We start from the raw sequence: 23450 nt of genomic DNA, 5'->3' as shown, positions 1-23450 counted from the left end.
TGCCCGCCAACACTGGACGAGAGCGGCGAAAACCGCCCTTTCGGCACCAGTTCGGCGCCAGCGCCCGAGAGGCGTCGAGGCCCGCTTCCGGTTCGCCGGGGTGGGCCTTTCTGCTATAAGGATGTCGCGGGCCCGCTGGGCGGTTCCTTCAGCCGGCGAACTGGGCATTCGTCGGGCGTATGTTCCCCCGGCCGCGACGTAGCTTACCGTACCGCGACGGCCCGTCACTCCTTCGGGGGTGGCGGGCCTTCTTCGTTCAGGATGGCGTCGATCATGGCGGTGAAGGCCGCGACCGGATGGGGGTTGTACGGCGACGCGTCGGTATCGGACTCCACCACCTTCTCGCCCCATGCCCAGTCCGGCTCCCGAATAGCCATCAGGGCTGCGCGGGCCAGCTTCTTGAGGTCCACGGTTCCGTCAACCTTCACGTCGTCGAAGTACGTGGTGTCTTCGATCCAATCCGAGCGAGGCATCGCCTCGCCGCCTTCGAGCGCCCGATACATCGCCTCGGCGACCTTCTCCAACATCGTCATGACGCAGCCTCCGCCTTCTTTCCCTTCGGCTTGACCCTCACTCCGGACATGGTGCGGCTCGCCTTGATCTTCACCGTCTCGCCCCCGCGCTCGAAGTTCAGGTATTGCCGCGCGGCCAGCCGCAAGAACGTCGACCGGTTGTCGATGCCTGTACGCTCGCCGAACCGCTTGATCTGGGTGAGCAGCGACTTCGGCAGGTAGACGTTGACGCGCTCGCCGTCGTCTTCGACCTCGGCGGTGATCGCGGAATAGATGAACCTCCCCGCGGGCTTGTCGAGATCCTTGTCGACCTGATCCATTGAGCGGGCCTCCGGCGGCTCCTGGCCGTCCTCGATCATCCCGTCCAGGTGCAGCGACAGGGCCTCGACCGCATTGGTGCAGGCCTCGTCCAGGTCATCGCCGGCCGAGACGCAGCCGGGCAGGTCAGGGAACCAGACCCCGTAGCCGCCCTGGGACGACTCCTCGACCACTGCGATGTAGGTTCGGGTTGCCATGTGACCCTCCTTGGTCTGGCGCGGTTGGACTCCGGTTCTCACCGGAGCCTCACGCCGCTCTGTTGTTCGATGCTCTTCAAGGTCCCGGTCGGGAAGTCCTTGCGAGGGTGGACGATCGTCACCCGCCCCGGTTTCGTCGGGTGCCTGTACTGCTGGTGGCTGCCCTTCTGGTTCACGAGGAACCATCCGTCGGCCCTCAGGAGGGAAATGATCGTCCGGCTGTCCATGGGTGTGTTATTGCACACACTCTGGCGGGAAGCAAGGAAAAGTGTGTAGCGAAACACACTTTCTCCCATCGGAACGGATCAGCGCCGCGACCGGTTGGCGGTTCCATGGCCGCCCCTTGGATCAGATGCCCGACCTGCGCGCGGATGATCGACATGCGCAGCCTCAGCCAGGTCATCGCGCACGAGGAGGTCCGCCCATCGAACGGCGCCGTGCCTCCAAGACGCCGGGCTTCAGCGGAGCCGGCAGCTCGACCCGCCCGTCCATTCCTGGCGCGGTGATGGTGATCTCGATCTGCGCCCGGTTGCCGCACGGAGGTTGCTGGCCGTCCTTGCCCCGCCATCCGCACCGGAGCTTGGCCTCGGTCTGGATCAGCGGCACGTCGGGAAGCGTCGCCGGGTCCAGGTCCCGCGAGTGGAGGCAGCGGACGCAGCGCGCGATGATGCGCGTGGTCTCCGCGACTTCGCTCGGCCGGAACCAGAGGCGATCTTCCATCATCCATCCCTCGGCGGGGAGGAATACCGGAACAAGAACGGAACGAGAACTGTAAAAACCGGTGTAAAAACGGGCCCGCCCCGGAGGGGATGACTATCGCTCAAATCCAGTGGAGGCGGATGGCTGGGGAACTAGGACTCGAACCTAGAATGACGGTACCAAAAACCGGAGTGTTACCATTACACCATTCCCCAGCAGGTCCGGCGCGGCCCCGCCCTGCGGCGAGGAGGCGGTCGGATACGACAAGGTCGCGCCGGACGCAAGCCCGGTTTTCGCTTTGTGCGAGGTCTCTTTCAGCAGGCCGTCAGACTATTTTCGATCGACCCAATTTCCGCGCTTGCGACCCCCGAAACCCATGGCTATAAGCCCGCTCCTCAAGTCGGAGTGTGGCTCAGTCTGGTAGAGCACTGCGTTCGGGACGCAGGGGTCGCAGGTTCGAATCCTGCCACTCCGACCATTTATTTGAGAGGCTTCCCGAGCCTACGAAAGAGCGCCCCTCGGGGCGCTCTTTTCGTTTCAGCCGCTGGCTTTGGCGGACACGGCGGCCAGTTGCGCGCCCACCGCTTCGATGGTGCGCTCGCCGAGCGCCTTGCGCCGCGCCAGCAGTTCGGGCGATCCGGCGTCGTAGTCGGCCATCAGCTTGTCGACGAAGGCGCCCGAGCGGACCTCGGCGAGAACCTCGTCCATGGCCGCGCGCGACGGCTCGCCGATGATCCGCGGGCCGGTCAGGTAGGCGCCGTACTCGGCGGTGTTGGAGATTCGTCCGAAGGCCCCGGCGATTCCCCGCTCGAACATCAGGTCGGTGACCAGCTTCAGCTCATAGAAACATTCGAACCAGGCGACCTCGGGCGGGTAGCCGGCCCCGACCAGTTTCATGAAGGCGGAATCGACCAGCTCGGCGACGCCGCCGCACAGCACCACCTGCTCGCCGAACAGGTCGGATTCGCACTCGTCCTTCATCGTGGTCTCAAGGATGCCCTTTCGGCCGCAGCCCAGCGCGGCCGCGTAGGACAGGCCGAGCGCATGGGCGCCCCCGGTGGCGTCCTGCTGCACGCCGAACAGGCAGAACACCCCCTGCCCCTCCACATAGAGGTCGCGGATGCGCGGCCCGATTCCCTTGGGAGAGGCGAGGATGACGTCGAGGTCGGCGCGCGGCTTCACCAGCTCGAACCGCACCGACAGGCCGTGGGCGAAGATCAGCGCCGCGCCCGGCCGGATGTTGGGCTCCAGCTCGTCGCGCCACAGGTCGCGGTGGGCCTCGTCCGAGACCATGACCGCGACGACGTCGGCCTGCGCCGTCGCCTCGCCGGCGGTCATCACCGGGAACCCGTCGGCCTCGGCCTTGGCCCGCGTCGCCGACCCGGTCTTCAGCCCGACGACGATGTCGGCGACGCCCGAGTCGCGCAGGTTCAGCGCATGGGTCCGCCCCTGGCTGCCGTAGCCGATCACGGCCACCCGCTTGCCGCGGATGATGGAAAGATCGCAGTCGCGGTCGTGGAAAGCGGGGAGCGGCGTAGCTATCTGCTGGGTCATGAGCGCAGACATAACCCCTTCCGACGTCGTCGCCTTCTGGAAAGAGGCGGGTCCCTCCAAGTGGTTCGCCAAGGACGAGGCCTTCGACGCCCTGTTCCGCGAGCGGTTCGAGGGGGCTCACATGGCGGCGGCGCGGCGCGAGCTGGATCACTGGGCGGAGACGCCGGAGGGGTCGCTGGCTCTGCTGATCCTGCTGGACCAGTTCCCCAGGAACGCCTTCCGCGGCACGGCCCATGCCTTCGCCACCGACCCGCTGGCCCGCCATTTCGCGGTGATGGCGCTGGACGAGGGTCAGGACCAGGTGCTGGAGAACGACCTGCGGCGCTTCTTCTACCTGCCGCTGCAGCACGCCGAGGATCTGGCCCTGCAGGACCGGCAGGTGACGCTGTTCCAGGGCATGGAGCGTCCCGCCGACGACCGCTGGGCCGAACACCACCACGGCGTCATCGCCCGCTTCGGCCGCTTCCCGCACCGCAACCGCATGCTGGGGCGAGAGACGACGCCGGAGGAGCAACTGTTCCTGGACGAGGACGGCTGGCGGGGGTGATCCATGGTCCTTCTCCCCTTGCGGGAGAAGGTGGCTTTCACGGCGTCCACAGCCAGCACGCCAAAGTGTCCACCGTCCGCGTTGGGGATTCGCGAATCAGCGTCCAACCTCGCGGGATGAACGCCGCCGTCGCCCTCGCTGACCTGCAGGCCCGCACCGGGGCCGTCCCGGCTGATCATCCGGAGTGGCAGTACCTCAATCTGCTGCGCGACATCCTCGACAACGGCGCGGTGCGGGACGACCGGACCGGCACGGGCACGCGCGGCGTGTTCGGGCGGCAGATGCGCTTCGACCTGTCGAAGGGCTTCCCGGTCCTGACCACCAAGAAGCTGCATCTGCGTTCGATCATCGTCGAGCTGCTGTGGTTCCTGCGCGGCGAGACCAACATCGGCTGGCTGAAGGAAAACGGCGTCAGCATCTGGGACGAATGGGCCAACGCCGAAGGCGAGCTGGGCCCGGTCTACGGCAAGCAGTGGCGCAGCTGGGCCGCGCCGGACGGTCGCGTCATCGACCAGATCGAGAAGCTGATCCACGGGCTGAAGACCAACCCCAACGGTCGCCGCCACATCGTCTCGGCCTGGAACCCGGCGGACGTCGACGACATGGCCCTGCCGCCCTGCCACTGCCTGTTCCAGTTCTTCGTCGCCGACGGAAAGCTGAGCTGCCAGCTGTACCAGCGCTCGGCCGACGTCTTCCTGGGCGTGCCGTTCAACATCGCCTCCTACGCCCTGCTGACCCTGATGATGGCGCAGGTGTGCGGCCTGGAGCCGGGCGAGTTCGTGCACACCTTCGGCGACGCCCACCTGTACCTGAACCACATCGAACAGGCCGAGCTGCAGCTCAGCCGCGAGCCCCTGCCCCTGCCGACCATGACCATCACGCCGAAGGACGACCTGTTCGCCTACCGGCTGGAGGACTTCGTGCTCGAGGGCTACGCGCCGTGGCCGCACATCAAGGCGCCGGTCGCCGTCTGACATGGCGCTCGACCTCAAGGCGCTGCAGGCCGACGTCCTGCGCATCTCCGACATCTATGCGCGCGAGCACGGCATCGAGCGCTCGGCCGACTGGGCGCTGCTGAAGGTGCAGGAGGAGCTCGGCGAGCTGACCGCTGAGCATCTGCGCATGAGCGGGCGGGCCCGCGGCGCCGCCGACGCCGGCAAGCTGGGCGACGAGGCGGCCGACGTGCTGGGCATGCTGCTGATCTATTGCGACACGGCGGGGATCGACATCGAGCAGGCGATCCAGCGGAAGTGGCTGCACTGGCTGGAGAAGAAGGCGTGATCGGACTTGCCGTCGCACTTTTGATTCAGCAGGCCGCGCCGCTGACCATCCCGCCGGTCGCGCAGCCGCCTGCGCCCGCCGATGTGCCAACGTCGGTCGAGCGCCTTTTGAAACACTGTCGCGTCGCCGTGGAGGCCCGACAGCGCTCCACGGCGTTGGGCCATCGGATGACGACGGCCAGAATGATGCTGAACTATGATCGCACCGTCGACGGCGCGACCACGCGGCTCTGGGCAGACCCGTCGGGTTGCGAGATCGTTTCGGACCGGTGGCGGCCGGAGGGCGACCGGCTGGCTGAGACAGTGCGGGCGAACGTGTCCAACTGGCCGCATGCGTTCAGTGTGACCGCGTGGCGCGATGCGAAGGACGGCGCGCCCCGCCCGACAGTCTGGACGTCCCTCGAACAGCGCGACGCCGACGGGAGAGTCATCGCCGTACTCGAGCTCATCGAGCCCGCGGATGGCGCGATTGGGGAAGCGAAGGTGACCTACCGATTGGTCGCGTCCTGACCCGCCTACGTTGCGTCCCGCCTCCGGGTTCCACCGGATAGGCCCTTCCCCCCACGGCGCCAGAATGCCCGCTCACTCACGGAGGCGGGAATGCTGAAGAAATTCTCGGCGGAGTTGGTCGGCACCCTGGTGCTGGTGCTGTTCGGCTGCGGCGCCGCGGTGTTGGGGCCGGAGCCGTTCGACCAGCTGGCGGTGTCCCTGGCCTTCGGCTTCGCCATCGTGGCCATGGCCTACGGAATCGGGCCGGTGTCGGGCTGCCACGTGAACCCGGCGGTCAGCCTGGGAGCCTTCGTGGCCGGGCGAATGCCGGCCAAGACCATGCTGGTCTACTGGCTGGCCCAGTTCGCCGGGGCCCTGGTCGGGGCCTTCATCCTGTCGCTGATCGCCAAGACCGGCACGGCCAACCTGGGTCAGAACGGCTGGGGCCTCGGTTTCCTCGGCGAATATCCGCTGGCGGCGGCGCTCATCTTCGAAGTGGTGATGACCGCCATCTTCGTGATCGTCATCCTGGGCGTCACCGGCGACAAGGGCCACGGGCCGTTCGCGGGCACGGCCATCGGCCTGACCCTGGCGGTGATCCACATCGTCGGCATCCAGGTCACCGGCGTCTCGGTCAATCCGGCGCGCAGCTTCGGCCCGGCGGTGCTGGCCGGCGGCCAGGCGCTGAGCCAGCTGTGGCTGTTCCTTGTCGCGCCGGCGGTCGGGGCGGCGCTCGGCGCCCTTCTCTTCCGCTTCGGCGTGCTGGTGGCTGACGATGAAACGTAGCGAACAGGAACGGGCTATCGGCTTGGCCATGCTGGAGAGCTGCGGCTTCCTGAGCTTGCCGCGCTGGCCTAAGCAGAAGGCCCTGTCGCCCCCGGATAGCGGCGCGCCCAAGCCGCCGCGCAAGACGGACGGGACGGCTTGAACCTTCCGGCCTGAATCGCGCAAACAGACGGGGAAAGACCGCCGCGGCGACTCGCCGTGCGCGCGTGAGGTCTGAAGTGCCCCTGCCCCGCATCGCCCTCGTCGTCGCCCGCGCCAGGAACGGGGTGATCGGCCGTGACGGCGGCCTGCCCTGGCGACTGCGCTCGGACCTGCAGCGCTTCAAGGCGGTGACCATGGGCAAGCCCTGCATCATGGGCCGCAAGACCTGGGAGAGCCTGCCGCTCAAACCGCTGCCGGGGCGGATGAACCTGGTCCTGACCCGCGACGAGGGCTACGGCGAATCCGGCGCGACCAAGGGTGCGCTGGTCTGCACCACCCTGGACGAGGCCATCGAGATCGCGCGGGAACAGGCCGAGGACGACGGGCTCGACGAAATCTGCGTCATCGGCGGCACGGCACTGTTCGAGGCCGCCATGCCCCGCGCCAAGCGGCTGTACCTGACCGAGGTCGACGCCCAGCCCGAGGGCGACGCCCTTTTCCCCGGCTTCGACGAGGGCGACTGGACCGAGACCGCGTCCGAATCCTTCCCGATCGGCGACAAGGACGACCACGCCTTCACCTTCCGAATCCTGGACCGAAAGTGAGAACGCCATGCTGATCGTGACCACCAACGACGCCCCCGGCTACCGGATCGTGAAGACCCTCGGCGTCGTGCGCGGCATCACCGTCCGCTCGCGCAACGCCATCTCGGACGTGGTCGGCGGTGTGCAGTCGATCTTCGGCGGCCGGGTCTCGGCCTATGTGAAGCTGGCCGAGGACGCGCGGCAGGAGGCCTATGACGAGCTGGTCGAGCACGCCAAGGCCCAGGGCGCCAACGCCATCCTGGCCATGCGCTACGACGCCAACGAGATCATGCCGGGGATCACCGAAGTGCTGGCGTACGGCACGGCGGTGGTGGTGGAGGAAGGTTCTAGGGACTAGGTTTTAGGGGCTAGGGGCGGTCCCGCTTCCCTAGAACCTAGCCCCCTAGAACCTAGAACCTACGAGAGCGTCGCCATCGCCGAGCGTTCGAAGTCGCGCAGCTCGTCGTGACGGCCGTCGCGGATCTTCTCGACCCAGTGCGGATCGGCCAGCAGGGCGCGGCCGACGGCGACGAGGTCGAACTCATCCTTCTCGAGGCGCTCGATCAGACCGTCCAGCGAGGCCGGCTTGGAGCCGGCGCCGCCGAAGGCCGCAATGAACTCGCCGTCCAGGCCGACCGAGCCGACGGTGATGGTCGGCAGGCCCGAGACCTTCTTGGTCCAGCCGGCGAAGTTGAGGTCCGAGCCCTCGAACTCCGGCTCCCAGAAGCGGCGCTGCGAGCAGTGGAAGACGTCGACGCCGGCCTCGACCAGCGGGGTAAGCCACTGCTCCAGCTCGGCCGGGTCGTGGGCGTTCTTGGCCCCGAAGTCGTGCGACTTCCACTGCGACAGGCGCAGGATCAGGGCCATGTCGGGGCCGACGCCCTCGCGCACCGCCTTGACCACCTCGGCCCCGAAGCGGGCCCGGTCGGCGATGGTCCCGCCGCCCCATTTGTCGGCGCGGTCGTTGAGGCCGTTCCAGAAGAACTGGTCGATCAGATAGCCGTGGGCGCCGTGAATCTCGACGGCGTCGAAGCCGAGCTCGCGGGTGGCGCGGGCCGATCGGCCGAAGGCGGCGATGGTGTCGGCGATGTCCTCGTCGGTCATCGGCTCGAGCTTGCGGTTGCCCGGCGTGGTCATGCCCGAGGGGCTGTCAACCTTGCCCAGCGGCTGCCAGTCCGCGCCCTGGCCTCGGGCCGAGCCGACGTGCCAGAGCTGGGGCGCGATCAGGCCGCCGGCGGCGTGGACCTCCTCGACCACCTTCTTCCACTCGGGCAGAGCCTCGCCGTGGAAGACCGGCACCGCGGCGTCGTTGCGGGCCGCCGGACGCTCGACCACCGTGCCCTCGGTGACGATCAGGCCCACCCCGCCCTCGGCGCGGCGGCGGTAGTAGCCGGCGACGTCGGAGGTGGGGATCCCGCCCGGCGAGAAGGACCGCGTCATGGGGGCCATGACGATGCGGTTCGGCAGTGTCAGGGACTTGACGGTGAACGGGCGGAACAGGGCGTCGACGGACATGGGCAACTCTGGAAACTGACTGGAACCGGCAAGGTGGCGATTCAAGTTGCTTTTGGAAACCCTGTCCTCTGCCTTTTTTCCTTTCGTCGTCCTCCGGCGAGCGGAGGATGACAAAACGGAGGGGCCTAAAGTTCGAGCGCCTGAGCGATGCTCGCGGCGATGTCGGCGAACCGACGCGCGACATCGCCGCTGGGGTCGCTGATCACCACCGGCACGCCCGCATCGCCGCCCTCGCGCACGCTCGCCTCCAACGGCAGGTCGCCGAGGTAGGCGACGCCCAGTCGCTTGGCCTCAGCCTCGGCGCCGCCCTGGCCGAAGATCGGGCCGCTCATGTTCTCGATCAGGCCCAGCGTCGGGACCTTCACCTTCTGGAACAGGGCGTGGGCGCGACGGGCGTCGGCGAGCGCGACCTCCTGCGGGGTCGAGACGATGACGGCGCCGTCCAGCGGCGTCTTCTGGATCAGGGTCAGTTGCACGTCGCCGGTGCCGGGCGGCAGGTCGACGACCAGCACGTCGAGCGGCGCATCCTCCGTGCCCCAGCGGGTCTGGGTCAGCATCTGAGTCAGGGCCTGGGAGGCCATGGGGCCGCGCCAGATCATGGCGTCGTCCGCCTGGGTCAGCAGGCCGACCGACATGGCCTTGAGTCCATGGGCCACGTGCGGCTCGATCATGCCGTCGCGGTAGTCGGGCTTGCCCGAGATGCCGAGCATGGTCGGCAGCGAGGGGCCGTAGACGTCGGCGTCGAGCACGCCCACCGACAGGCCGCGCGCCGCCAGGGCCGCGGCCAGGTTCACCGAGACGGTCGACTTGCCGACCCCGCCCTTGCCCGAGGCGACGGCGAGGACGCGGCGCACATGCGCGGGGCGGTCGGTGGGGACCGGGGCCTTGGGCCGGGTCTGGTCGACGGCCTGGGGCGACAGGGAGGCGGTGCGCCGGGCCGGCGCGTGCGCCACGGCCTCGGCGCTGAGCACGACGGAGACCCGGGTCATGCCCGGCAGGGCCTTCAGCGCCGCCTCGGCGGCGTCGCGGACGGGGGCGTAGAGGGCGGTTTCATTGGGGGCGACCTCCATGACGAAGCCGGCGCGGTCTTCGGTCACGGTCAGGGCCTGGACCAGGCCCGAGGCGGCCAGTCCCTTGCCGCTCTTCGGGTCGAGGACGGCGTCGAGGGCGGCGAGGACGGAGGCGCGGTCGGGCAAGGCGGGATCCTGCGGGGCTTGCGGGGCGGGTCGCGGGCGTTCTATCGCCGAAAGGCCCCGCCTGTCTGGACGAAAATCCGAGCCCGCCTTGACCGAACCCCTCATCACCCTGATCGCCGGCGCGACCGCCTCGGGCAAGTCGCGGCTGGCGCTGGAGACGGCGGAGCGGACGGGGGCGGTGATCGTCAACGCCGACAGCCAGCAGCTCTACGCCGACCTGCGGGTGCTCAGCGCCCGGCCCTCGGCCGAGGAAGAGGCCCGGGCGGAGCACCGCCTCTACGGCGTGGCCGATGCGGCGGAGGCCTGGTCGGTGGGGCGGTGGAGCCGTGAGGTGATGCCGCTGCTGGATCAACTGGCCGGGCGTCCGGTGCTGATCGTGGGCGGGACGGGTCTTTATTTCACGGCCCTGACCAAAGGCTTGGCGGATATTCCTGACGTTCCGCTGGAGGCGCGCGAGGCGTCGGGCGCAGCCTTCGACGCCCTGGGCGAGACCGCCTTCCGCCGCCGGCTGGCCGAGGTCGATCCGGCCGCCGAGACGCGCATCGAGAGCGGCGATCGTCAACGGTTGACGCGAGCCTGGGCCGTGGCCGAGCACACCGGCCGGGCGCTCAGCGACTGGACCGCCGACACCACCCCCCTGCTGGCGCCGGGGTTGTGGACGGGCCTGGTCGTCGAGCCGGACCGGGCGGCGCTCTACGCCAACTGCGACCGGCGGGTGGCGCAGATGGTCGAGCACGGCGCGGTCGAAGAAGTGCGCGCCCTGCTGGCCCGCGGCCTCGATCCGTCCCTCCCGGCCATGAAGGCCGTCGGCGTGCGCGAGTTCGGCGCCCATCTGGCCGGCGAGACGACGCTGGCCGAGGCCGTCGAAGCGACGCGCCAGGCCACGCGCAACTACGCCAAGCGCCAGCTGACCTGGTTCAGGAACCAGACCCCCGGGTGGGCGCGGACCGCAGCCTGATCAACCGATCGTGACCCCCGACCAGAGGTTCGGCGCGCCCGGACGCCCCTCTCCGCAGTTTCACGGCGGTAGCGGGAGACTCCAGACATGGCGCAGGCGAACCAAGGGCCGCTGGCGGCCGTCATCGAGGGCGGCGATCAGGGAGAGACCCTGACCGGAACGGCCGGCGCGGACCAGATCAGCGGGCGCGGTGGCTCGGACGTCATTCGGGGCGGCGACGGTAACGACGTCCTGTACGGCTTCAGCGCGGCCGACCTGCTGCCGGGGGCTGGACAAATCGCGGCGACCCGGGTGGCGGCGGGCCTGGCCAATCCGCTCTTCGCCGCCTCGCCGCCGGGCGATCCGGACCGGCTGTTCATCGTCGAGCAGAACACCGGCCAGATCCGCATCCTCGATCTGCTGACCAACACCCTGCTCCCCACGCCCTTCCTGGATATTCCCCAGGAGCAGCTGTCGACGGGCGGCGAGCGCGGTCTGCTCGGTCTGGCCTTCCATCCCGGTTTCGCGGTCAACGGCCAGTTCTACGTCAACCTGACCAATGCCGCCGGCGACACCGAAATCTGGCGGTACGTCCGCACCACGGGAAGCGACGTCGTCAATCCGGCGACCCGCAGCCTGGTGATGACCTTTGACCAGCCGTTCGCCAATCATAACGGGGGCTGGATGGGCTTCGGACCCGACGGCCTTCTGTACATCGCCTCGGGCGACGGCGGCTCGGGCGGCGATCCGAACAACAACGCCCAGAACATCGACAGCCTGCTCGGCAAGGTGCTGCGCATCGGTGTGGACCGGGACGACTTTCCGGCAGATCCGACCCGGAACTACGCAATCCCGCCGGACAATCCGTTCATCAGCGTGTCGCCCGGCGCGGATGAGGTCTTCATGCTGGGGCTGCGCAACCCCTGGCGCATGAGCTTCGACACGAACGGCGACCTCTACATCGCCGACGTGGGCCAGGGCGCGCGCGAGGAGGTCAACGTCATTCCGGCGGGGACCGGCGCGGGGCTGAACTTCGGCTGGCGCATCCGCGAAGGCGACCTGCCCTTCAACGGGACGGACCCCGGCGGCCTGACCGAGCCGGTATTGGTCTACGGGCACGGCTCGGGGCCGATGCAGGGCAATTCGATTACCGGCGGCTACGTCTACCGCGGGCCCGGCGGCGCCGTGGGCTCCTACTTCTTCGGCGACTTCGTCAGCGGCAACCTATGGACCACGCGGGTGGTCAATGGCGAGGCGGTCGACTTCATCCGCCGCAACGAGCAGCTGGCGGTCGACGCCGGGACCGTCAATCAGATCGCCTCCTTCGCCGTGGACGGAAGCGGACGGCTGTACGTCGTCGGGCTGGACGGCGAGATCCACCGCCTGACCCCGTCGGAGACGGCGGGTGACGGGAGCGACAGGCTGTACGGCGGCGGCGGCGACGACACGATCTACGGCGGCGTCGGCGATGACGTTCTGGCCGGCGAGGCGGGCAATGACGTCCTGAACGGAGCGCTGGGGCGGGACGTGCTGCTGGGCCTGGACGGAAACGACATCCTGAGGGGCGGCGCGGGCACGGCCAACCAGTTGCAGGGCGGCGCAGGCGACGATCGCTATGTCCTCGACGCCAACGACACCCTCGTGGAGCTGGCCGGCGGCGGCATCGACACGGTCGAGACCTCGACCCTGGCGCGCTTCAGCCTGCCCGCCCAGGTGGAGGTGCTGATCCACACCGGCGCCGGCGACTTCGTCGGTCAGGGCAACAGCGTGGCGAACACCCTGAGGGGCGGAACCGGACGCGACGTCCTGATCGGCCTGGGCGGCAATGACGCTCTGGAAGGCGGCGCCGGCGCGGCGAACCAGCTGCAGGGTGGGCTTGGCGACGACCGCTACGTCGTCTCGGCCGCCGACACGATCGTGGAGCTGGCGGGCCAGGGCGTCGATACGGTGCAGACCACGCTCGCCGCCAACACCCTGGCCGTCAATGTTGAGAACCTGACGTTCCTCGGCGCGGGCCCCTTCCGCGGCGTGGGCAACGCCTCGGCCAACACCCTCACCGGCGGGAGCGGCGCCGACGTCCTGGCCGGGAGCGGGGGGAACGACACGCTGAACGGCGGCGGCGGCTCCGACATCGCCGAGTTGCTCGGACTGATGGCCGACTATCAGGTCGTCAATCTGGGCGGCGGGACCTGGCGGGTGACGGACGCCGTCGCCGGGCGGGACGGCGTGGACCTTCTCACCGGCGTGGAGCAGATCCGCTTCGCCAACGGCCAGGTGCTGACGCTGGGCGCGGCGGCGGCGCCGGAGGCTACGGCCAAAGATGTCGACTGGGCTCTCAGCCCTTGGGAGCGGGACGCGCCATTCTGAAGCCTAGTGCGCCGCCATCCAGGCGGCCGCCTCGGCCAGGGCTTGGTTCATGACATCCGCGTCCTTCCGCCCCGTTTTGGCCGGCACATGGAAGCTATGGTCGGCCTCGGGAATGAGTTGGAGCGTCGCGCGGTCGGCCAGCGGGGCGACGACGCCCTCGAGCAGGGCGAGGTCGGCCAGGGCGTCCCGGGTTCCCTGCACGAACAGCACCGGAATCGTGATGTCGGACAGATGCGCCGCGCGCTCGATCGAGGGCTTGCCGGCGGGATGCAGCGGGAAGCCGAAGAAGACCAGGCCGCGGACGCCCTCGAGCGCCGACTTCGCCTGGGCCTGGGAGGTCATTCGCCCGCCGAACGACTTGCCGCCCGCGAACAGCGGCAGGCCGGCCGCCCGCTCGCGCGCCGCCGTCACGGCCGCGCGCACGGCGGCATGCGCCACGGCCGGCGCGTCCACGCGCTTCCCGCCCTTCTCCATATAAGGGAACTGATAGCGCAGGGTCGCCACGCCCAGCCGCTCGAGACCGTCGGCGATGGCGGCCATCGAGCGATGGTTCATGCCCGCGCCGGCGCCGTGGGCGAGCACGAGGCAGGCCTTGGGACGTTCCGGCGCTTGCCAGAGGCCGGAGACGGACTCCCCGTCGGCGACGATGATGGAGACGGGATCGAGCGACATTCCGCGACCATAGATTGACCGGAGCTCGAAAGAGGAGGAAATTCGCTGCAAGGGTGGCTGATCGAGGACTCTGGAGGAGTCGTCATGACCTTCGTCGCCGCCATCGCGGCTCTCGTCGCCCTGGTCCCGCAGGACGCCCCTTCGCAACAGCCCCTGCCCCCGGCCGCCGTCCTGCCGCCCGTGGATGTGACCGCCGCCCCGGTCCAGGCGCCGAACAGCGCGCCCGCCCCGATCGCCGGAGAAGATCCGATGGACCGGGTCACCTGCCGCTCGGAGCCGGTCGTCGGCAGCCGCTTCAACAGCCGCGTCTGCATGACTCGTCGCGAATGGGCGCAGCGGCGGGAGGAGTCGCAGAACCTCGCCCGCCGTCTGGACGTGCAGAACAGCAACCGCGGCCGCGTCTACGCCCCGACCAACAGCGGCTCGGAGTAGCCGACGGCCTCTTGGAAGCCGGGCCCGGAAGCCCTATATTCCTCCTGTCCGGGTTCGCCCGGACTATGGCGATAAACGTGCCTGTAATAAGCGGACCGGACCCGGGTGCGATTCCCGGCGGCTCCACCATTTCTCCCCGCGTTATCGGCGGAGCGAGCATGGGGCCGACTAGCATCGACGGACGTGTAAAGAGGATTGCTTTCGCTCGTCCTGACCCACCGTATCGGGTCATTTTCTAACTGCGAACGATAACTTCGCTGGGGAATACGCCGTCGCCGCGTAATGCGGTTCCGGTAATTCCAATCTAAGTCCTGGGGGTTCAGATCCTCAGGCGGGGCCCGGAGGGCGCCTGGCAACAGAAGCCCTCCACTTCCTCCCGACAACCTTGACCAATGTGCTAGCTAACCAGCAGTTGTTGACCTCGCGAACCCCCGTTCGTAGGCTGGTTGCCTCAGGCCGTTTTCGTGAGCGGGCCCACAGGAGGGATGCATGCTGGTTTCGATGTTGGCGCTCGCGCTTCTGACCACCCAGGAAGTCCTCCCGCCGCAGCCGGTCATCCAGGCCGCGTCCGCCGCGCCCGCCGCCGAGCCGGAACGCCGCGTCTGCCGGAACGAGCGCGTGACCGGCACCCACCGGCGCCAGCGCGTTTGCCTGACGCGGACCGAACAGGAACATCTCCAGTTCATGGCCGAGCGGCATCACAACACGGTTGTGAACGACAGGCCGACGGACGCAAGCGAGACCGATCCGGGGGCGGCCCCCGCTGCGGTTCACCGGGCCGGCGGCGGCTGAGCCTGCCGTCGTCTCAAAGGCCAGGCCCGCAGAACACCTCGCCGGACCGCCCCGCTTGAGTCGGGCTGGTTAACAGCGCGGTGACTACACTTCGCATCTTCCGTCAGCCATCGGCTGCCGCTATCTGTCGCCCGGCAACGAGGATACTCATGGCCGAAGAGACGCCCCCCGTCGATGAGATGCACTACGAGCAGCTGGCGCAGGACGCCCTGCGCGGCGTGATCCGCTCGGCGCTCGAACGGGCCGCCACGCCTGAAGGCATCCCGGGCGCACACCATTTCTACGTCACGTTCAAGACCCGGGCTCCCGGCGTCAGCGTGCCGCCGGACATCCTGGCCAAATACCCCGACGAAATGACCGTCGTCCTGCAGCACCAGTACTGGGACCTGAAGGTCGAGCCGGGCCGCTTCTCGGTCATGCTGAAATTCGGCGGCATGCCGAAGGTGCTGGCCATGCCCTACACGGCGGTGACCCGCTTCTACGACCCGTCGGTGCAGTTCCTGCTGCAGTTCGAGTCCCCGGCCACGGTCGAGGAAATCGCCGCCGAGGTCGCCGCGGCCGAGCCGGCCAAGGCGCCCTCCCCCGAGACCGGCGACGACGGCCCGAAGGTCGTCTCGCTCGACCAGTTCCGGAAAAAGTAAGCCCCTTCCCACCGCCCACGCTTGAGCTAACCTCGGTCTTACGGGACTGGGCGAGGCGGATATGCGTCGGAACGGGATTCGGAGAACGGCGCCGCTGCTGGCGGCGATGGCGGCTTTGCTGGCGGGCCCGGCCTGCGCCCAGTCTCCGCCCGCACCCGGCCGCTTCGACGGCTGGACCACGGCGGTGATCGCCGCGGATTGGCGTGACGGCCGCGGCCAACCCATGCAGGCCTTCGACAACGCACGGCGCGATATCGTCCGCGGCTTCCAGGCGGCGGGCCTCCCGCGCGCGACGATGACCGACTACTCGCTGCGCCCCGACGCCCCCGACCCGGTGACCTCGGCCGAGGCCCTGCAGGGCGTGGCCGAGACGGCGGCGCGCGGCCAGAGCGGGTGCCTGCTCTACTTCACCTCCCACGGCTCGCCCGACGGCATCGTCTTCGGCCCAAAGGAGACCATCAGCCCGGCCGCCATGGCCAATCTGGTGCGGCGGTGGTGTGGATCGCGGCCGACGGTGGTGATCGTCTCGGCCTGCTACTCCGGCGTCTTCATCAACGCCCTGGCCGCCTCGAACCGGATGATCCTGACCGCCGCCAGCCGGGAGCGGACCTCATTCGGCTGCGGCGCCGAAGAGACCTATCCATGGTTCGACGGCTGCGTGCTTGAGGCCCTGCCCACGGCGCGCGACTTCCTGGCCCTGGCTGCCGGCGCGCGCGCCTGCGTCGCTCGCCGGGAGCAGGAAGCCGGCATCACCCTATCTTCCGACCCGCAGCTCTACGTCGGCGCCGACATGCAAATGCGTCTGCCGACGCTCCGCTTCGAGCGAAGCGGTTCCTAGGGGCGCGGAAACACTCTGATCGAAATCCGCTCGCGCTCGCCTTCGCTGCGCTCGACCAGCAGGCGGGCGACCTGGCTGTCGTCGTGGAACAGATAGCCCTTGATGGCGTCCAGCAGGGCCTTGGCCAGGTTGTCGAGGTCGATCCACGGCGGCTCGCCGACATGCTCCATGCGGATCTCGACGACATAGTCGCCCCAGGACGGACGCGAGGTCCATTCCTTGCGCATGAACTCATAGACCAGCGGCTTGTAGTATTTGGCCTGGGTGGTCAGGCCGTCGATGGTGATCTCGACAGCCCCGTCCGCCTCGCGGGCGCGGACCTTGCCGGTCCCGATCCAGCCGGCGCTCACGGTCGGCACTGCTCCGGAACCTCGCCCTCGATGCGGGCCGAGCGGATGGTGACGGGCGGGGTCAGTTGCTCCTCCCCGTCGGCGGGCGACATCTGGATACGGCGCGCGACGTCCAGCCCCTCGACCAGCCGTCCGAAGGCGGCGAAGCCCTGGCCGTCTGGATTGCGCCCTCCGCCGAAGTCGAGGCTGGGCGTGTCCTGGGTGACGATGAAGAAGCTGGAGGTGGCGGTGTCCGGGCCGTCGCGGGCCATGGAGATGACGCCGGCGACATGGCTCAGCCCGGTGTCGCGGGTCCGCTCCAGCGGGATCGAGGGGCGCGAGTCGTCGTCCGAGCCGCGCGGCGTGGCCGCCTGGATGACGTCGATCGGATTGGGATTGGCGTTGGTCGCACGCACCACGGTGCGGAAGAAGCTCCCGCCGTCGTAGTCGCCGTCGGTCGCATAGGCGAGGAAGTTGCAGGTCGACAGCGGGGCCTTGTCCAGCGCCAGCTCCAGCACCATCCGCCCGGCGTCGGTCTCGAGCGTGACGCGCGGATTGTCGGAGGCCGCGGCCGGGCCCGTCGCGCAGGCCGCCAGGGCAAACGCGCCCATGATCGTCGCCGCCTTGATCCGCATCGCCTGACTCCTCCGCTTGTCCCCTCGTCCGCCCGTGCTACACCGCCGCGCATCCTCCCGCCACGCCTGAAGAGCGCCTTCGCCATGAGCAACGTCCGCACCGAAACCGACACCTTCGGCCCGATCGAGGTCGCCTCGGATCGCTATTGGGGCGCCCAGGCCGAGCGGTCGCTGGGCAATTTCAAGATCGGCTGGGAGAAGCAGCCGCTGCCGATCGTGCGGGCCCTGGGCATCGTCAAGCGCGCCGCCGCCGAGACCAACATGGCGCTGGGCAAGCTGGACCCGGCCCTGGCCGACGCCATCGTCAAGGCCGCCAACGAGGTCATCGAGGGGAAGCTGAACGACCACTTCCCGCTGGTCGTCTGGCAGACCGGCTCGGGCACCCAGTCGAACATGAACGCCAATGAGGTGATCTCGAACCGCGCCATCGAGATGCTGGGCGGCGAGATGGGCAGCAAGAAGCCGGTCCATCCCAACGACCACGTCAACATGAGCCAGTCGTCGAACGACACCTATCCGACGGCCATGCATGTGGCGTGCGCCGAGCAGGTGGTCCGCGACCTGATCCCCGCCCTGAAGCACCTGCATGAGGCGCTGAAGGCCAAGTCGGACGCCTGGCAGGGCATCATCAAGATCGGCCGCACCCACACCCAGGACGCCACCCCGCTGACCCTGGGCCAGGAGTTCGGCGGCTACGCCCAGCAGGTCGCCAACGGCATCGAGCGTATCGAGCAGACCCTGCCCAAGCTGATGGAGCTGGCCCAGGGCGGCACCGCCGTCGGCACCGGCCTGAACGCCCCGGTCGGTTTCGCCGAGAAGGTCGCCGAGCAGATCGCCGGCATCACCGGCCTGCCCTTCACCACCGCCCCCAACAAGTTCGAGGCCCTGGCCGCCCACGACGCCATGGTCTTCAGCCACGGCGCGATCAACACGGTCGCCGCCTCGCTGTTCAAGATCGCCAACGACATCCGCTTCCTGGGCTCCGGCCCGCGCTCGGGCCTGGGCGAACTGGCCCTGCCGGAGAACGAGCCGGGTTCGTCGATCATGCCGGGCAAGGTCAATCCGACCCAGTGCGAAGCCCTGACCCAGGTCTGCGTCCAGGTGTTCGGCAACCACGCCGCCGTCACCTTCGCCGGCTCGCAGGGGCATTTCGAGCTGAACGTCTTCAACCCGGTGATGGCCTACAACTTCCTGCAGTCGGTGCGCCTGATGGCCGACGCGGCGATCAGCTTCACCGACAACTGCGTCGTCGGCATCGAGCCGCGCGAGGACAACATCAAGCGCGGCCTCGACAATTCGCTGATGCTGGTCACCGCCCTGAACGGCAAGCTGGGCTATGACGCCTGCGCCAAGATCGCCAAGACCGCGCACAAGAACGGCACCACCCTGCGCGAGGAGGCCGTCGGCGGCGGCTATCTGACGAACGAAGAGTTCGACGAGGCCGTGCGTCCCGAAAAGATGATCTCGCCGGGCTGAAGGGAGGCCCGATGACCTTCATCCTGATCGCCGCGGTCGTCTTCGCCATCTTCTGGCTGATGGCCCGCTCGATGACGCGTGAGAAGACCAGGGTGAAATCGGCCGAGGCCGCCCGTCAGCGGCTCGTGGCGGAGCACGCTCTGGACGACGCCTTCGTCTCGGAGGACGACGGCAGCCTGATCGGCCTGTCCACGACGCGCCGGATCCTGGTGCTCGGCGACAAGGACGGCGACCGGGTCATTCCGTTTGAGGCCCTTCGCCTGGTCGAAGGCCTGCGCGACGACGCTGTCCTGGTTCGCGCCGCTCGCGAGCCCCTGGAAGCCGGCCCTGCCAGCGAGGGCGACGCCCTGCCCCCGCCGACCACCCGAACCCTGAGCCTGCGGATCACCGCCGATGATCCGGAGCCGACGGCCCGGTCGGTGCTCTTCCTCGACGGCGGCAGGCACGGGTTGGAGCCGCACAACGCCCACCTGCGCCAGCAGGCCGCCCTCACCGAGGCCTGGTACCGCAAGGTGGTGGAGGCGATGCGGGGCTGATGTCCAACGGCGAAACGCCCTTCGAGCGGGAAGGCGCCCAGCACTTCCCGGGGTCCCTGACGGCGGACGAGGTCGAGGATCTGCGCGCCGTCGCCGATGCGCACCTAGGAGCACGACCGGGCGCCCGGCTCACAGGCTCCGACACGCTGTCCCGCGTCCTGTCGTCGGATGGGCCCGTCGGCGCCGTCGCCACTGTACTGACGTCGCCGGCCGCGCGACCCGTTCGCGCCGTGCTGTTCGACAAATCGCCCGCCGCCAACTGGGTCGTCGCCTGGCACCAGGACCGAACCATCCCGGTGCGGGCGCGAACCGACGCGGAGGGGTTCGGTCCTTGGTCGAGCAAGGACGGAATCCTCCACGTCGCGCCGCCGTTCGAAGTCCTGGCGCGGATGATCACCCTGAGGGTCCACCTTGATCCCGTCGACGCGGACAACGCTCCGCTCCGGTTCGCCGTGGGCACACATCGGATCGGTCGTGTCGCGGCGGAGGACGCGGTCGCTGTCGCGGCGCGGGCCGAACAGCGGGTCTGTCTTGCCGAGACCGGCGACATCTGGGCCTACCGCACCCCGATCCTGCACGCCTCGGACCGGGCGGCGGGCCAGCGGAGGCGACGCGTTCTCCAGGTCGACTACGCCGACTTCGACCTGCCGGCCGGCTTGGAATGGCGAGGCCTGGCGGCGTAACGCCAGCCCGAACGACCGCATTGGTCGTACCGGCCCTTTACGGTTAGGCTCCCTCCATCGACGACCGGGAGCAGGCCATGGCTGATGTCCGCGTGTTCTTCGCCACCAACCGGAACCACCAGCCGGGCAACAAGAAGCAGATCTTCGGACGGACCTTCAATCCGGACGGGGTCGCGGCGCTTCGGTACGGCTACGCCGACTTCCAGACCGATCCGAAGAAGCCGGTCCTCAAGACGCTCAACGTCTATCCCGACGTGCTCAACGAGCCGGACATCACCAAGACCGGCGGCGGCATGTTCATGGACGACCTGCGCAAGGCCATGTCGCGCGGGCCGCGCTGCGACACCCTGGTCTTCATCCACGGCTACAACGTCAGCTTCACCGGCGCGCTGCAGGCCGGGGCCCTGCTCGCCCAGGGCCTGAGCGTCGGCGGGCATCCGGTGAACATCGTGGTGTTCAGCTGGCCGTCGGACGGCTCGGCCATCCCGTTCATGTCCTACTACAGCGACCGCGAGGACGCCCGCGCCTCGGGCCCGGCCATCGCCCGCGCCTTCCTGAAGTTCCGGGATTTCGTCGTGGCCCTCGACGGCCAGGACTACTGCCAGCGGCGGGTTCACCTGCTGGCGCACAGCATGGGCGCCTATGTGCTGCGCCACGCGCTGCAGGCGCTGCTGGCCAAGGATCGCGAGAGCCTGACCCGCCTGTTCGACCAGATCATGCTGGCCGCCCCGGACGAGGACGACGACGTCTTCGAGCGGGACGACAAGCTGCGCCTGCTGCCGCGCATCGGTCGCCAGGTGACGGTCTATTTCAACCCGAACGACAAGGGACTGACGGTCTCGGACAAGACCAAGGCCAACCCGGACCGGCTGGGCTCGGACGGGCCTCGCTTCGTGGACCTGCTGCCCAAGAAGGTCGAACTGGTCGACTGCCGGGTGGTGGCCGGCGACGCCGACCCCTTCATCGAGCACAGCTACTATCTGCGCAGCCAGGCCCTGAGCGACGACATGTCGGCGGTGATGGGCGACGTCCCGCTGGACGACATCCCCAACAGGACCTGGGTCGGACGCATCCGCTCGTGGCGGCTAGGCGAGGAGACCGGGATCAAGCCGGCCGAACCGCCCCGCCCGACCGAGCCCGATGAGCCGCCCGACTGAGCGGACAGCAGAAAGGCCCCGCCGATGACGACGGGGCCTTCCAGACGTTCAGCGCCGCCTAGTGCTTCTCGGTCCAGCGCGCCTTGGCGTCATCCTTGGTGACGTTGAGGTGCACATGCTCGTCGACGTGATCGACCCAGCTCACCGGGATCATGTGGTGTTTGAAGCCGCCGGTGATGTCGAGCTTGGCCAGTTCGATCTGGTCGCCATGGACGTGATCGACCCGACCGACATGCTCGCCGTCCGAGCCGATGACTTCGAGGTGTTCGCGGATTTGAGAGACGTCTACCATGGGGATTCCTCACGTTTCGGGGGGCTTGAGAAACCGCCCGGAATGCGCCGGGTTGCATAGCGGAGGCCGCTGATGGGCGAGGTCGTCAACCTGAACCGGGCGCGCAAGGACAAGGCGCGCGGTGACGCCAAGGCGACGGCGGCGGCCAATCGCGCCGCCTTCGGCCGGACCAAGGCCGAGCGGGTGAAGACCGAGACAGAGAAAGCCCGGGCCGAGCGCCTGCTCGACGGCGCCAAGCGCGAGGACTGAGATGGCCGACGGAACCGATCGCAAGGTCAAGCACGGCCTGATCCCCATCCTGGTGGCCATGCGGGTCCAGGGCGAGCGCGACCGGCGCGCCGCCGAGGCCGCCAAGAAGGCCGGCCAGCCGGCTCCGGCGAAGAAGAAGCGCGGCTGGTTCAATTGATGCCACCGCCGCTGAAACCACTTATCCGAGCCAGGCGCTCATCGGCTGTGTGGTTTATCCCGGGGGCCGTAGTTCTGACAGCCCAAGCGCTTCCTTGGGTGCTGTTCGCTGCAGGTTGGCCGATGAAGAGCCACTTCTTGCTTATCGTGTATCACCTGATCCTTCTGCTAAGCACCGCCTCCCTCCTTCGAAGTGTGTTCTACTTCGGGGTCTGCTGGTTTCGCAGGAATCGATACGTTGTCTTCGCAGACGCCACGAATGCCCTCATCGTGCTCGACCCCGCAGCGATCCGACTGGATGTAACAAGCGTCGTCAGCGGCGAGGTCGTGCACCCCTCCTCGCGGCTTCGAGAATTCGTTCGCCTCAAGCTCGTGGCAGGTGAGCAAAAGCTTCACACCGGTCACTACGAGGGTCAGGCACCTGCATTGCTAGCAGCCATCGACGCTCTGCGCGCCGCCGGCCATCGCACGAGCGCTGGCCCTTGGAGCGCCGCGACCTAGGCCGCCGAGACCTTGGGCGCGCGGATCAGCAGCGCCTGGCCGGAGAGGACGAGCAACAGGCCCGCCAGCGCCGGCCAGCCGAAGCGGGCGCCCTCGAACAGAACCGAGACCAGCATGGCGATCGGCGGGGTCAGGGCCGAGATGTAGCTGGCCAGGGCGTAGCCGCGGGTGCGGGCGACCCAGAAATAGACGGCGAAGGCCACCACCGACCCGAACACGGCCAGATACAGCAGCGAGATCAGATAGCCGGCCGTCATCTCGATGCGCCATTCGACGCCGGTGGCGAAGCCGTAGATCGCCAGCATGGCCGTGCCGTAGGCCATCGCCCAGGCGGTGGAGCCGAGCACCGGCGAACCGGCCTGCTGGCCGCGCCATGAGAAGAAATTGCCCAGAGCCGAGCTCATCACGGCGACAACGGCCATGCCGATGCCTATCAGGGCGTGGCGGCCCATGTCGGCGGCGATCATCTCGCTTCCCGACAGGACGATGACGCCCAGGACGCCGAGACCGGCCCCGAACCAGGCGGCCGGCGCGGCCTTCTGACCGCCGACGACGCGGAACAGGATCAGGTTGAGGAAGGCCAGGGCGGCGAAGATCACCGCCACGATGGCCGAGGCGACCCGTTCCTCGGACTGGTAGACGAAGGCGTAGCTGAGCGCGAAGACGAACGCCCCCTGCCCGATCGCGGCCAGGTGCTGGGCCTTGTTCAGCCGCACGGGCTGACGGGCGATCAGGCAGCCGGCGAACAGCACCAGGGCGGCTAGGCCGAAGCGCCAGACCACCGAGACAATCGGATCGACCGTCCCGAGCTGCCAGGTGATGGCGTACCAGGTGGTGCCCCAGATCAGGGCGCAGACCACCACCCCGCCGATCGCCAGCAGGGTCGCGCGGCGCAGGCCGGCGGGGGTCGTGGCGACGGTGTCGGTGGGCGCGGTCATA

The 23450-nt window shown here is 68.7% G+C and carries 33 protein-coding genes, 2 tRNA genes and 1 other RNA gene; 23 read left to right on the top strand and 13 right to left on the bottom strand.

Annotated features, from left to right (window positions below; all coding sequences use genetic code 11):
• Positions 1-224: 224 nt before the first annotated feature.
• From ASC65_RS14275 to ASC65_RS14255, 5 genes are all read right to left on the bottom strand, one after another.
• Positions 225-533: a hypothetical protein gene (locus tag ASC65_RS14275; protein WP_056454693.1), complete on the bottom strand. Its 309-nt coding sequence runs from the start codon at positions 531-533 to the stop codon at positions 225-227.
• Entirely contained in the window at positions 530-1027 is a 498-nt protein-coding gene (locus ASC65_RS14270; RefSeq protein ID WP_056454690.1) for a type II toxin-antitoxin system HicB family antitoxin, read from the bottom strand. Before ASC65_RS14270 ends, ASC65_RS14275 begins: the two co-directional genes overlap by 4 nt.
• A 38-nt stretch (positions 1028-1065) precedes the next feature.
• Positions 1066-1254 (bottom strand): type II toxin-antitoxin system HicA family toxin, encoded by a 189-nt coding sequence (locus ASC65_RS14265; protein ID WP_056454687.1) that lies wholly within the window; start codon positions 1252-1254, stop codon positions 1066-1068.
• Between the two features lie 172 nt (positions 1255-1426).
• Positions 1427-1750, bottom strand: a complete 324-nt coding sequence (locus ASC65_RS14260; RefSeq protein WP_056454684.1) for a hypothetical protein — start codon at positions 1748-1750, stop codon at positions 1427-1429.
• Positions 1751-1867: 117 nt separating this feature from the next.
• Positions 1868-1941: transfer RNA gene (locus tag ASC65_RS14255), tRNA-Gln, on the bottom strand.
• A 186-nt stretch (positions 1942-2127) separates the two neighbouring features.
• Here ASC65_RS14255 and ASC65_RS14250 point away from each other — a divergent pair.
• Positions 2128-2204, top strand: a tRNA-Pro gene (locus ASC65_RS14250).
• Positions 2205-2263: 59 nt separating this feature from the next.
• Here ASC65_RS14250 and ilvC read toward each other — a convergent pair.
• Positions 2264-3280 (bottom strand): ketol-acid reductoisomerase, encoded by a 1017-nt coding sequence (gene ilvC / locus ASC65_RS14245; RefSeq protein ID WP_056454681.1) that lies wholly within the window; start codon positions 3278-3280, stop codon positions 2264-2266.
• Between ilvC and ASC65_RS14240 the strand changes: the two genes are divergently transcribed.
• From ASC65_RS14240 to ASC65_RS14210, 8 genes are all read left to right on the top strand, one after another.
• Entirely contained in the window at positions 3279-3827 is a 549-nt protein-coding gene (locus ASC65_RS14240) for a DUF924 family protein (RefSeq protein WP_056454678.1), read from the top strand. The genes ilvC and ASC65_RS14240 overlap by 2 nt on opposite strands.
• Positions 3828-3943: 116 nt before the next feature.
• Complete coding sequence (locus tag ASC65_RS14235) at positions 3944-4801, top strand: thymidylate synthase (protein ID WP_056454675.1); 858 nt, start codon at positions 3944-3946, stop codon at positions 4799-4801.
• A gap of 1 nt (position 4802) precedes the next feature.
• Positions 4803-5108 (top strand): hypothetical protein, encoded by a 306-nt coding sequence (locus tag ASC65_RS14230; RefSeq protein ID WP_056454672.1) that lies wholly within the window; start codon positions 4803-4805, stop codon positions 5106-5108.
• On the top strand, positions 5105-5617 hold the full coding sequence (locus ASC65_RS14225) for a hypothetical protein (RefSeq protein WP_056454669.1): 513 nt from the start codon (positions 5105-5107) through the stop codon (positions 5615-5617). The genes ASC65_RS14230 and ASC65_RS14225 overlap by 4 nt, the downstream gene beginning before the upstream one ends.
• A gap of 90 nt (positions 5618-5707) precedes the next feature.
• Positions 5708-6382 carry an aquaporin gene (locus ASC65_RS14220; protein ID WP_200939849.1) on the top strand — a complete coding sequence of 225 codons (675 nt, stop codon included), beginning with the start codon at positions 5708-5710 and terminating at the stop codon, positions 6380-6382.
• On the top strand, positions 6372-6524 hold the full coding sequence (locus ASC65_RS17230; RefSeq protein WP_156459678.1) for a hypothetical protein: 153 nt from the start codon (positions 6372-6374) through the stop codon (positions 6522-6524). The genes ASC65_RS14220 and ASC65_RS17230 overlap by 11 nt, the downstream gene beginning before the upstream one ends.
• 76 nt (positions 6525-6600) lie before the next feature.
• A complete protein-coding gene (locus tag ASC65_RS14215) occupies positions 6601-7128 on the top strand; it encodes a dihydrofolate reductase (RefSeq protein WP_056454667.1) in 528 nt (175 codons plus the stop codon).
• Positions 7129-7135: 7 nt separating this feature from the next.
• Complete coding sequence (locus tag ASC65_RS14210; RefSeq protein WP_056454664.1) at positions 7136-7465, top strand: YbjQ family protein; 330 nt, start codon at positions 7136-7138, stop codon at positions 7463-7465.
• 59 nt (positions 7466-7524) lie between these two features.
• Here ASC65_RS14210 and ASC65_RS14205 read toward each other — a convergent pair whose 3' ends face one another.
• Together ASC65_RS14205 and ASC65_RS14200 are read right to left on the bottom strand one after the other, a co-directional pair.
• Positions 7525-8622: an NADH:flavin oxidoreductase gene (locus ASC65_RS14205; RefSeq protein ID WP_056454661.1), complete on the bottom strand. Its 1098-nt coding sequence runs from the start codon at positions 8620-8622 to the stop codon at positions 7525-7527.
• A 125-nt stretch (positions 8623-8747) separates the two neighbouring features.
• The gene (locus ASC65_RS14200) at positions 8748-9818 is read right to left on the bottom strand and encodes an Mrp/NBP35 family ATP-binding protein (RefSeq protein ID WP_056454658.1); all 1071 of its coding nucleotides are present in this window, start codon (positions 9816-9818) and stop codon (positions 8748-8750) included.
• Between the two features lie 88 nt (positions 9819-9906).
• On the opposite strand from ASC65_RS14200, the gene miaA reads away from it, so the two are divergent.
• Together miaA and ASC65_RS17750 are read left to right on the top strand one after the other, a co-directional pair.
• Complete coding sequence (gene miaA, locus ASC65_RS14195; protein ID WP_056454655.1) at positions 9907-10776, top strand: tRNA (adenosine(37)-N6)-dimethylallyltransferase MiaA; 870 nt, start codon at positions 9907-9909, stop codon at positions 10774-10776.
• Positions 10777-10863: 87 nt separating this feature from the next.
• Complete coding sequence (locus tag ASC65_RS17750) at positions 10864-13122, top strand: PQQ-dependent sugar dehydrogenase (protein WP_056454653.1); 2259 nt, start codon at positions 10864-10866, stop codon at positions 13120-13122.
• A gap of 3 nt (positions 13123-13125) precedes the next feature.
• Here the strand turns inward: ASC65_RS17750 and ASC65_RS14185 are convergent, their stop codons facing one another.
• Positions 13126-13794, bottom strand: a complete 669-nt coding sequence (locus tag ASC65_RS14185; protein WP_056454650.1) for an alpha/beta hydrolase family protein — start codon at positions 13792-13794, stop codon at positions 13126-13128.
• Between the two features lie 84 nt (positions 13795-13878).
• Here ASC65_RS14185 and ASC65_RS14180 point away from each other — a divergent pair, with 84 nt between their 5' ends.
• From ASC65_RS14180 to ASC65_RS14165, 5 genes are all read left to right on the top strand, one after another.
• Positions 13879-14226 carry a hypothetical protein gene (locus ASC65_RS14180; protein WP_056454647.1) on the top strand — a complete coding sequence of 116 codons (348 nt, stop codon included), beginning with the start codon at positions 13879-13881 and terminating at the stop codon, positions 14224-14226.
• A 7-nt stretch (positions 14227-14233) separates the two neighbouring features.
• Positions 14234-14597, top strand: a transfer-messenger RNA (tmRNA) gene (ssrA, locus tag ASC65_RS16840).
• Between the two features lie 118 nt (positions 14598-14715).
• Entirely contained in the window at positions 14716-15018 is a 303-nt protein-coding gene (locus ASC65_RS14175; protein ID WP_056454644.1) for a hypothetical protein, read from the top strand.
• A gap of 149 nt (positions 15019-15167) precedes the next feature.
• Positions 15168-15659, top strand: coding sequence for an SspB family protein (locus ASC65_RS14170; protein ID WP_056454641.1), 492 nt, complete (start codon positions 15168-15170; stop codon positions 15657-15659).
• A 61-nt stretch (positions 15660-15720) separates the two neighbouring features.
• Positions 15721-16497 (top strand): C13 family peptidase, encoded by a 777-nt coding sequence (locus tag ASC65_RS14165; protein ID WP_082526068.1) that lies wholly within the window; start codon positions 15721-15723, stop codon positions 16495-16497.
• Here the strand turns inward: ASC65_RS14165 and ASC65_RS14160 are convergent.
• Both ASC65_RS14160 and ASC65_RS14155 read right to left on the bottom strand, forming a co-directional pair.
• Positions 16494-16847, bottom strand: a complete 354-nt coding sequence (locus ASC65_RS14160) for a RusA family crossover junction endodeoxyribonuclease (RefSeq protein WP_056455254.1) — start codon at positions 16845-16847, stop codon at positions 16494-16496. The two genes, ASC65_RS14165 and ASC65_RS14160, sit on opposite strands and share 4 nt — an antisense overlap.
• On the bottom strand, positions 16844-17461 hold the full coding sequence (locus ASC65_RS14155; RefSeq protein WP_200939848.1) for a peptidylprolyl isomerase: 618 nt from the start codon (positions 17459-17461) through the stop codon (positions 16844-16846). The genes ASC65_RS14160 and ASC65_RS14155 overlap by 4 nt, the downstream gene beginning before the upstream one ends.
• An 84-nt stretch (positions 17462-17545) precedes the next feature.
• Between ASC65_RS14155 and fumC the strand changes: the two genes are divergently transcribed.
• The 4 genes from fumC (at position 17546) to ASC65_RS14135 (ending at position 21313) form a co-directional block, all read left to right on the top strand.
• Positions 17546-18937 carry a class II fumarate hydratase gene (gene fumC, locus ASC65_RS14150; RefSeq protein ID WP_056454635.1) on the top strand — a complete coding sequence of 464 codons (1392 nt, stop codon included), beginning with the start codon at positions 17546-17548 and terminating at the stop codon, positions 18935-18937.
• Positions 18938-18948: 11 nt separating this feature from the next.
• Complete coding sequence (locus tag ASC65_RS14145; protein ID WP_056454632.1) at positions 18949-19473, top strand: hypothetical protein; 525 nt, start codon at positions 18949-18951, stop codon at positions 19471-19473.
• Positions 19473-20156, top strand: a complete 684-nt coding sequence (locus ASC65_RS14140; RefSeq protein ID WP_056454629.1) for a phytanoyl-CoA dioxygenase family protein — start codon at positions 19473-19475, stop codon at positions 20154-20156. Before ASC65_RS14145 ends, ASC65_RS14140 begins: the two co-directional genes overlap by 1 nt.
• A gap of 77 nt (positions 20157-20233) precedes the next feature.
• Positions 20234-21313 (top strand): alpha/beta hydrolase, encoded by a 1080-nt coding sequence (locus tag ASC65_RS14135; RefSeq protein WP_056454627.1) that lies wholly within the window; start codon positions 20234-20236, stop codon positions 21311-21313.
• 58 nt (positions 21314-21371) lie between these two features.
• Here ASC65_RS14135 and ASC65_RS14130 read toward each other — a convergent pair whose 3' ends face one another.
• Complete coding sequence (locus ASC65_RS14130; protein WP_056454624.1) at positions 21372-21605, bottom strand: DUF2171 domain-containing protein; 234 nt, start codon at positions 21603-21605, stop codon at positions 21372-21374.
• 72 nt (positions 21606-21677) lie between these two features.
• Here ASC65_RS14130 and ASC65_RS16835 point away from each other — a divergent pair, with 72 nt between their 5' ends.
• The 3 genes from ASC65_RS16835 to ASC65_RS14125 all read left to right on the top strand — a co-directional run bounded on the left by ASC65_RS16835 (position 21678) and on the right by ASC65_RS14125 (position 22511).
• On the top strand, positions 21678-21854 hold the full coding sequence (locus ASC65_RS16835; protein WP_082526067.1) for a DUF4169 family protein: 177 nt from the start codon (positions 21678-21680) through the stop codon (positions 21852-21854).
• Between the two features lies 1 nt (position 21855).
• Positions 21856-22011, top strand: coding sequence for a hypothetical protein (locus ASC65_RS17225; RefSeq protein ID WP_156459677.1), 156 nt, complete (start codon positions 21856-21858; stop codon positions 22009-22011).
• A gap of 122 nt (positions 22012-22133) precedes the next feature.
• Positions 22134-22511, top strand: coding sequence for a hypothetical protein (locus ASC65_RS14125; RefSeq protein ID WP_056454622.1), 378 nt, complete (start codon positions 22134-22136; stop codon positions 22509-22511).
• Here ASC65_RS14125 and ASC65_RS14120 read toward each other — a convergent pair.
• Positions 22508-23449, bottom strand: a complete 942-nt coding sequence (locus ASC65_RS14120; protein ID WP_235561509.1) for a DMT family transporter — start codon at positions 23447-23449, stop codon at positions 22508-22510. The genes ASC65_RS14125 and ASC65_RS14120 overlap by 4 nt on opposite strands.
• Position 23450: the final 1 nt, after the last annotated feature.

Source organism: Brevundimonas sp. Root1279, assembly GCF_001425945.1.
Classification (GTDB): domain Bacteria; phylum Pseudomonadota; class Alphaproteobacteria; order Caulobacterales; family Caulobacteraceae; genus Brevundimonas.
Note: the sequence above shows the minus strand (reverse complement) of the source record. Positions and strands in the feature narration are given on the sequence as shown.

Bases quoted from the DNA above. Each gene is read 5' to 3' on its own strand.
- ilvC (WP_056454681.1), bottom strand. From the start codon at position 3,280: ATGACCCAGCAGATAGCTACGCCGCTCCCCGCTTTCCACGACCGCGAC.
- ASC65_RS14235 (WP_056454675.1), top strand. From the start codon at position 3,944: ATGAACGCCGCCGTCGCCCTCGCTGACCTGCAGGCCCGCACCGGGGCC.
- ASC65_RS17225 (WP_156459677.1), top strand. From the start codon at position 21,856: ATGGCCGACGGAACCGATCGCAAGGTCAAGCACGGCCTGATCCCCATC.
- ASC65_RS14125 (WP_056454622.1), top strand. From the start codon at position 22,134: ATGAAGAGCCACTTCTTGCTTATCGTGTATCACCTGATCCTTCTGCTA.
- ASC65_RS14175 (WP_056454644.1), top strand. From the start codon at position 14,716: ATGCTGGTTTCGATGTTGGCGCTCGCGCTTCTGACCACCCAGGAAGTC.
- ASC65_RS14135 (WP_056454627.1), top strand. From the start codon at position 20,234: ATGGCTGATGTCCGCGTGTTCTTCGCCACCAACCGGAACCACCAGCCG.
- ASC65_RS14270 (WP_056454690.1), bottom strand. From the start codon at position 1,027: ATGGCAACCCGAACCTACATCGCAGTGGTCGAGGAGTCGTCCCAGGGC.
- ASC65_RS14145 (WP_056454632.1), top strand. From the start codon at position 18,949: ATGACCTTCATCCTGATCGCCGCGGTCGTCTTCGCCATCTTCTGGCTG.
- ASC65_RS14265 (WP_056454687.1), bottom strand. From the start codon at position 1,254: ATGGACAGCCGGACGATCATTTCCCTCCTGAGGGCCGACGGATGGTTC.
- ASC65_RS14120 (WP_235561509.1), bottom strand. From the start codon at position 23,449: ATGACCGCGCCCACCGACACCGTCGCCACGACCCCCGCCGGCCTGCGC.
- ASC65_RS14140 (WP_056454629.1), top strand. From the start codon at position 19,473: ATGTCCAACGGCGAAACGCCCTTCGAGCGGGAAGGCGCCCAGCACTTC.
- ASC65_RS14165 (WP_082526068.1), top strand. From the start codon at position 15,721: ATGCGTCGGAACGGGATTCGGAGAACGGCGCCGCTGCTGGCGGCGATG.
- ASC65_RS14180 (WP_056454647.1), top strand. From the start codon at position 13,879: ATGACCTTCGTCGCCGCCATCGCGGCTCTCGTCGCCCTGGTCCCGCAG.
- ASC65_RS14230 (WP_056454672.1), top strand. From the start codon at position 4,803: ATGGCGCTCGACCTCAAGGCGCTGCAGGCCGACGTCCTGCGCATCTCC.
- ASC65_RS14170 (WP_056454641.1), top strand. From the start codon at position 15,168: ATGGCCGAAGAGACGCCCCCCGTCGATGAGATGCACTACGAGCAGCTG.
- ASC65_RS14220 (WP_200939849.1), top strand. From the start codon at position 5,708: ATGCTGAAGAAATTCTCGGCGGAGTTGGTCGGCACCCTGGTGCTGGTG.
- ASC65_RS14130 (WP_056454624.1), bottom strand. From the start codon at position 21,605: ATGGTAGACGTCTCTCAAATCCGCGAACACCTCGAAGTCATCGGCTCG.
- ASC65_RS17750 (WP_056454653.1), top strand. From the start codon at position 10,864: ATGGCGCAGGCGAACCAAGGGCCGCTGGCGGCCGTCATCGAGGGCGGC.
- ASC65_RS17230 (WP_156459678.1), top strand. From the start codon at position 6,372: ATGAAACGTAGCGAACAGGAACGGGCTATCGGCTTGGCCATGCTGGAG.
- ASC65_RS14205 (WP_056454661.1), bottom strand. From the start codon at position 8,622: ATGTCCGTCGACGCCCTGTTCCGCCCGTTCACCGTCAAGTCCCTGACA.
- ASC65_RS14275 (WP_056454693.1), bottom strand. From the start codon at position 533: ATGACGATGTTGGAGAAGGTCGCCGAGGCGATGTATCGGGCGCTCGAA.
- fumC (WP_056454635.1), top strand. From the start codon at position 17,546: ATGAGCAACGTCCGCACCGAAACCGACACCTTCGGCCCGATCGAGGTC.
- ASC65_RS14155 (WP_200939848.1), bottom strand. From the start codon at position 17,461: ATGCGGATCAAGGCGGCGACGATCATGGGCGCGTTTGCCCTGGCGGCC.
- ASC65_RS16835 (WP_082526067.1), top strand. From the start codon at position 21,678: ATGGGCGAGGTCGTCAACCTGAACCGGGCGCGCAAGGACAAGGCGCGC.
- ASC65_RS14210 (WP_056454664.1), top strand. From the start codon at position 7,136: ATGCTGATCGTGACCACCAACGACGCCCCCGGCTACCGGATCGTGAAG.
- ASC65_RS14260 (WP_056454684.1), bottom strand. From the start codon at position 1,750: ATGATGGAAGATCGCCTCTGGTTCCGGCCGAGCGAAGTCGCGGAGACC.
- ASC65_RS14185 (WP_056454650.1), bottom strand. From the start codon at position 13,794: ATGTCGCTCGATCCCGTCTCCATCATCGTCGCCGACGGGGAGTCCGTC.
- ASC65_RS14240 (WP_056454678.1), top strand. From the start codon at position 3,279: ATGAGCGCAGACATAACCCCTTCCGACGTCGTCGCCTTCTGGAAAGAG.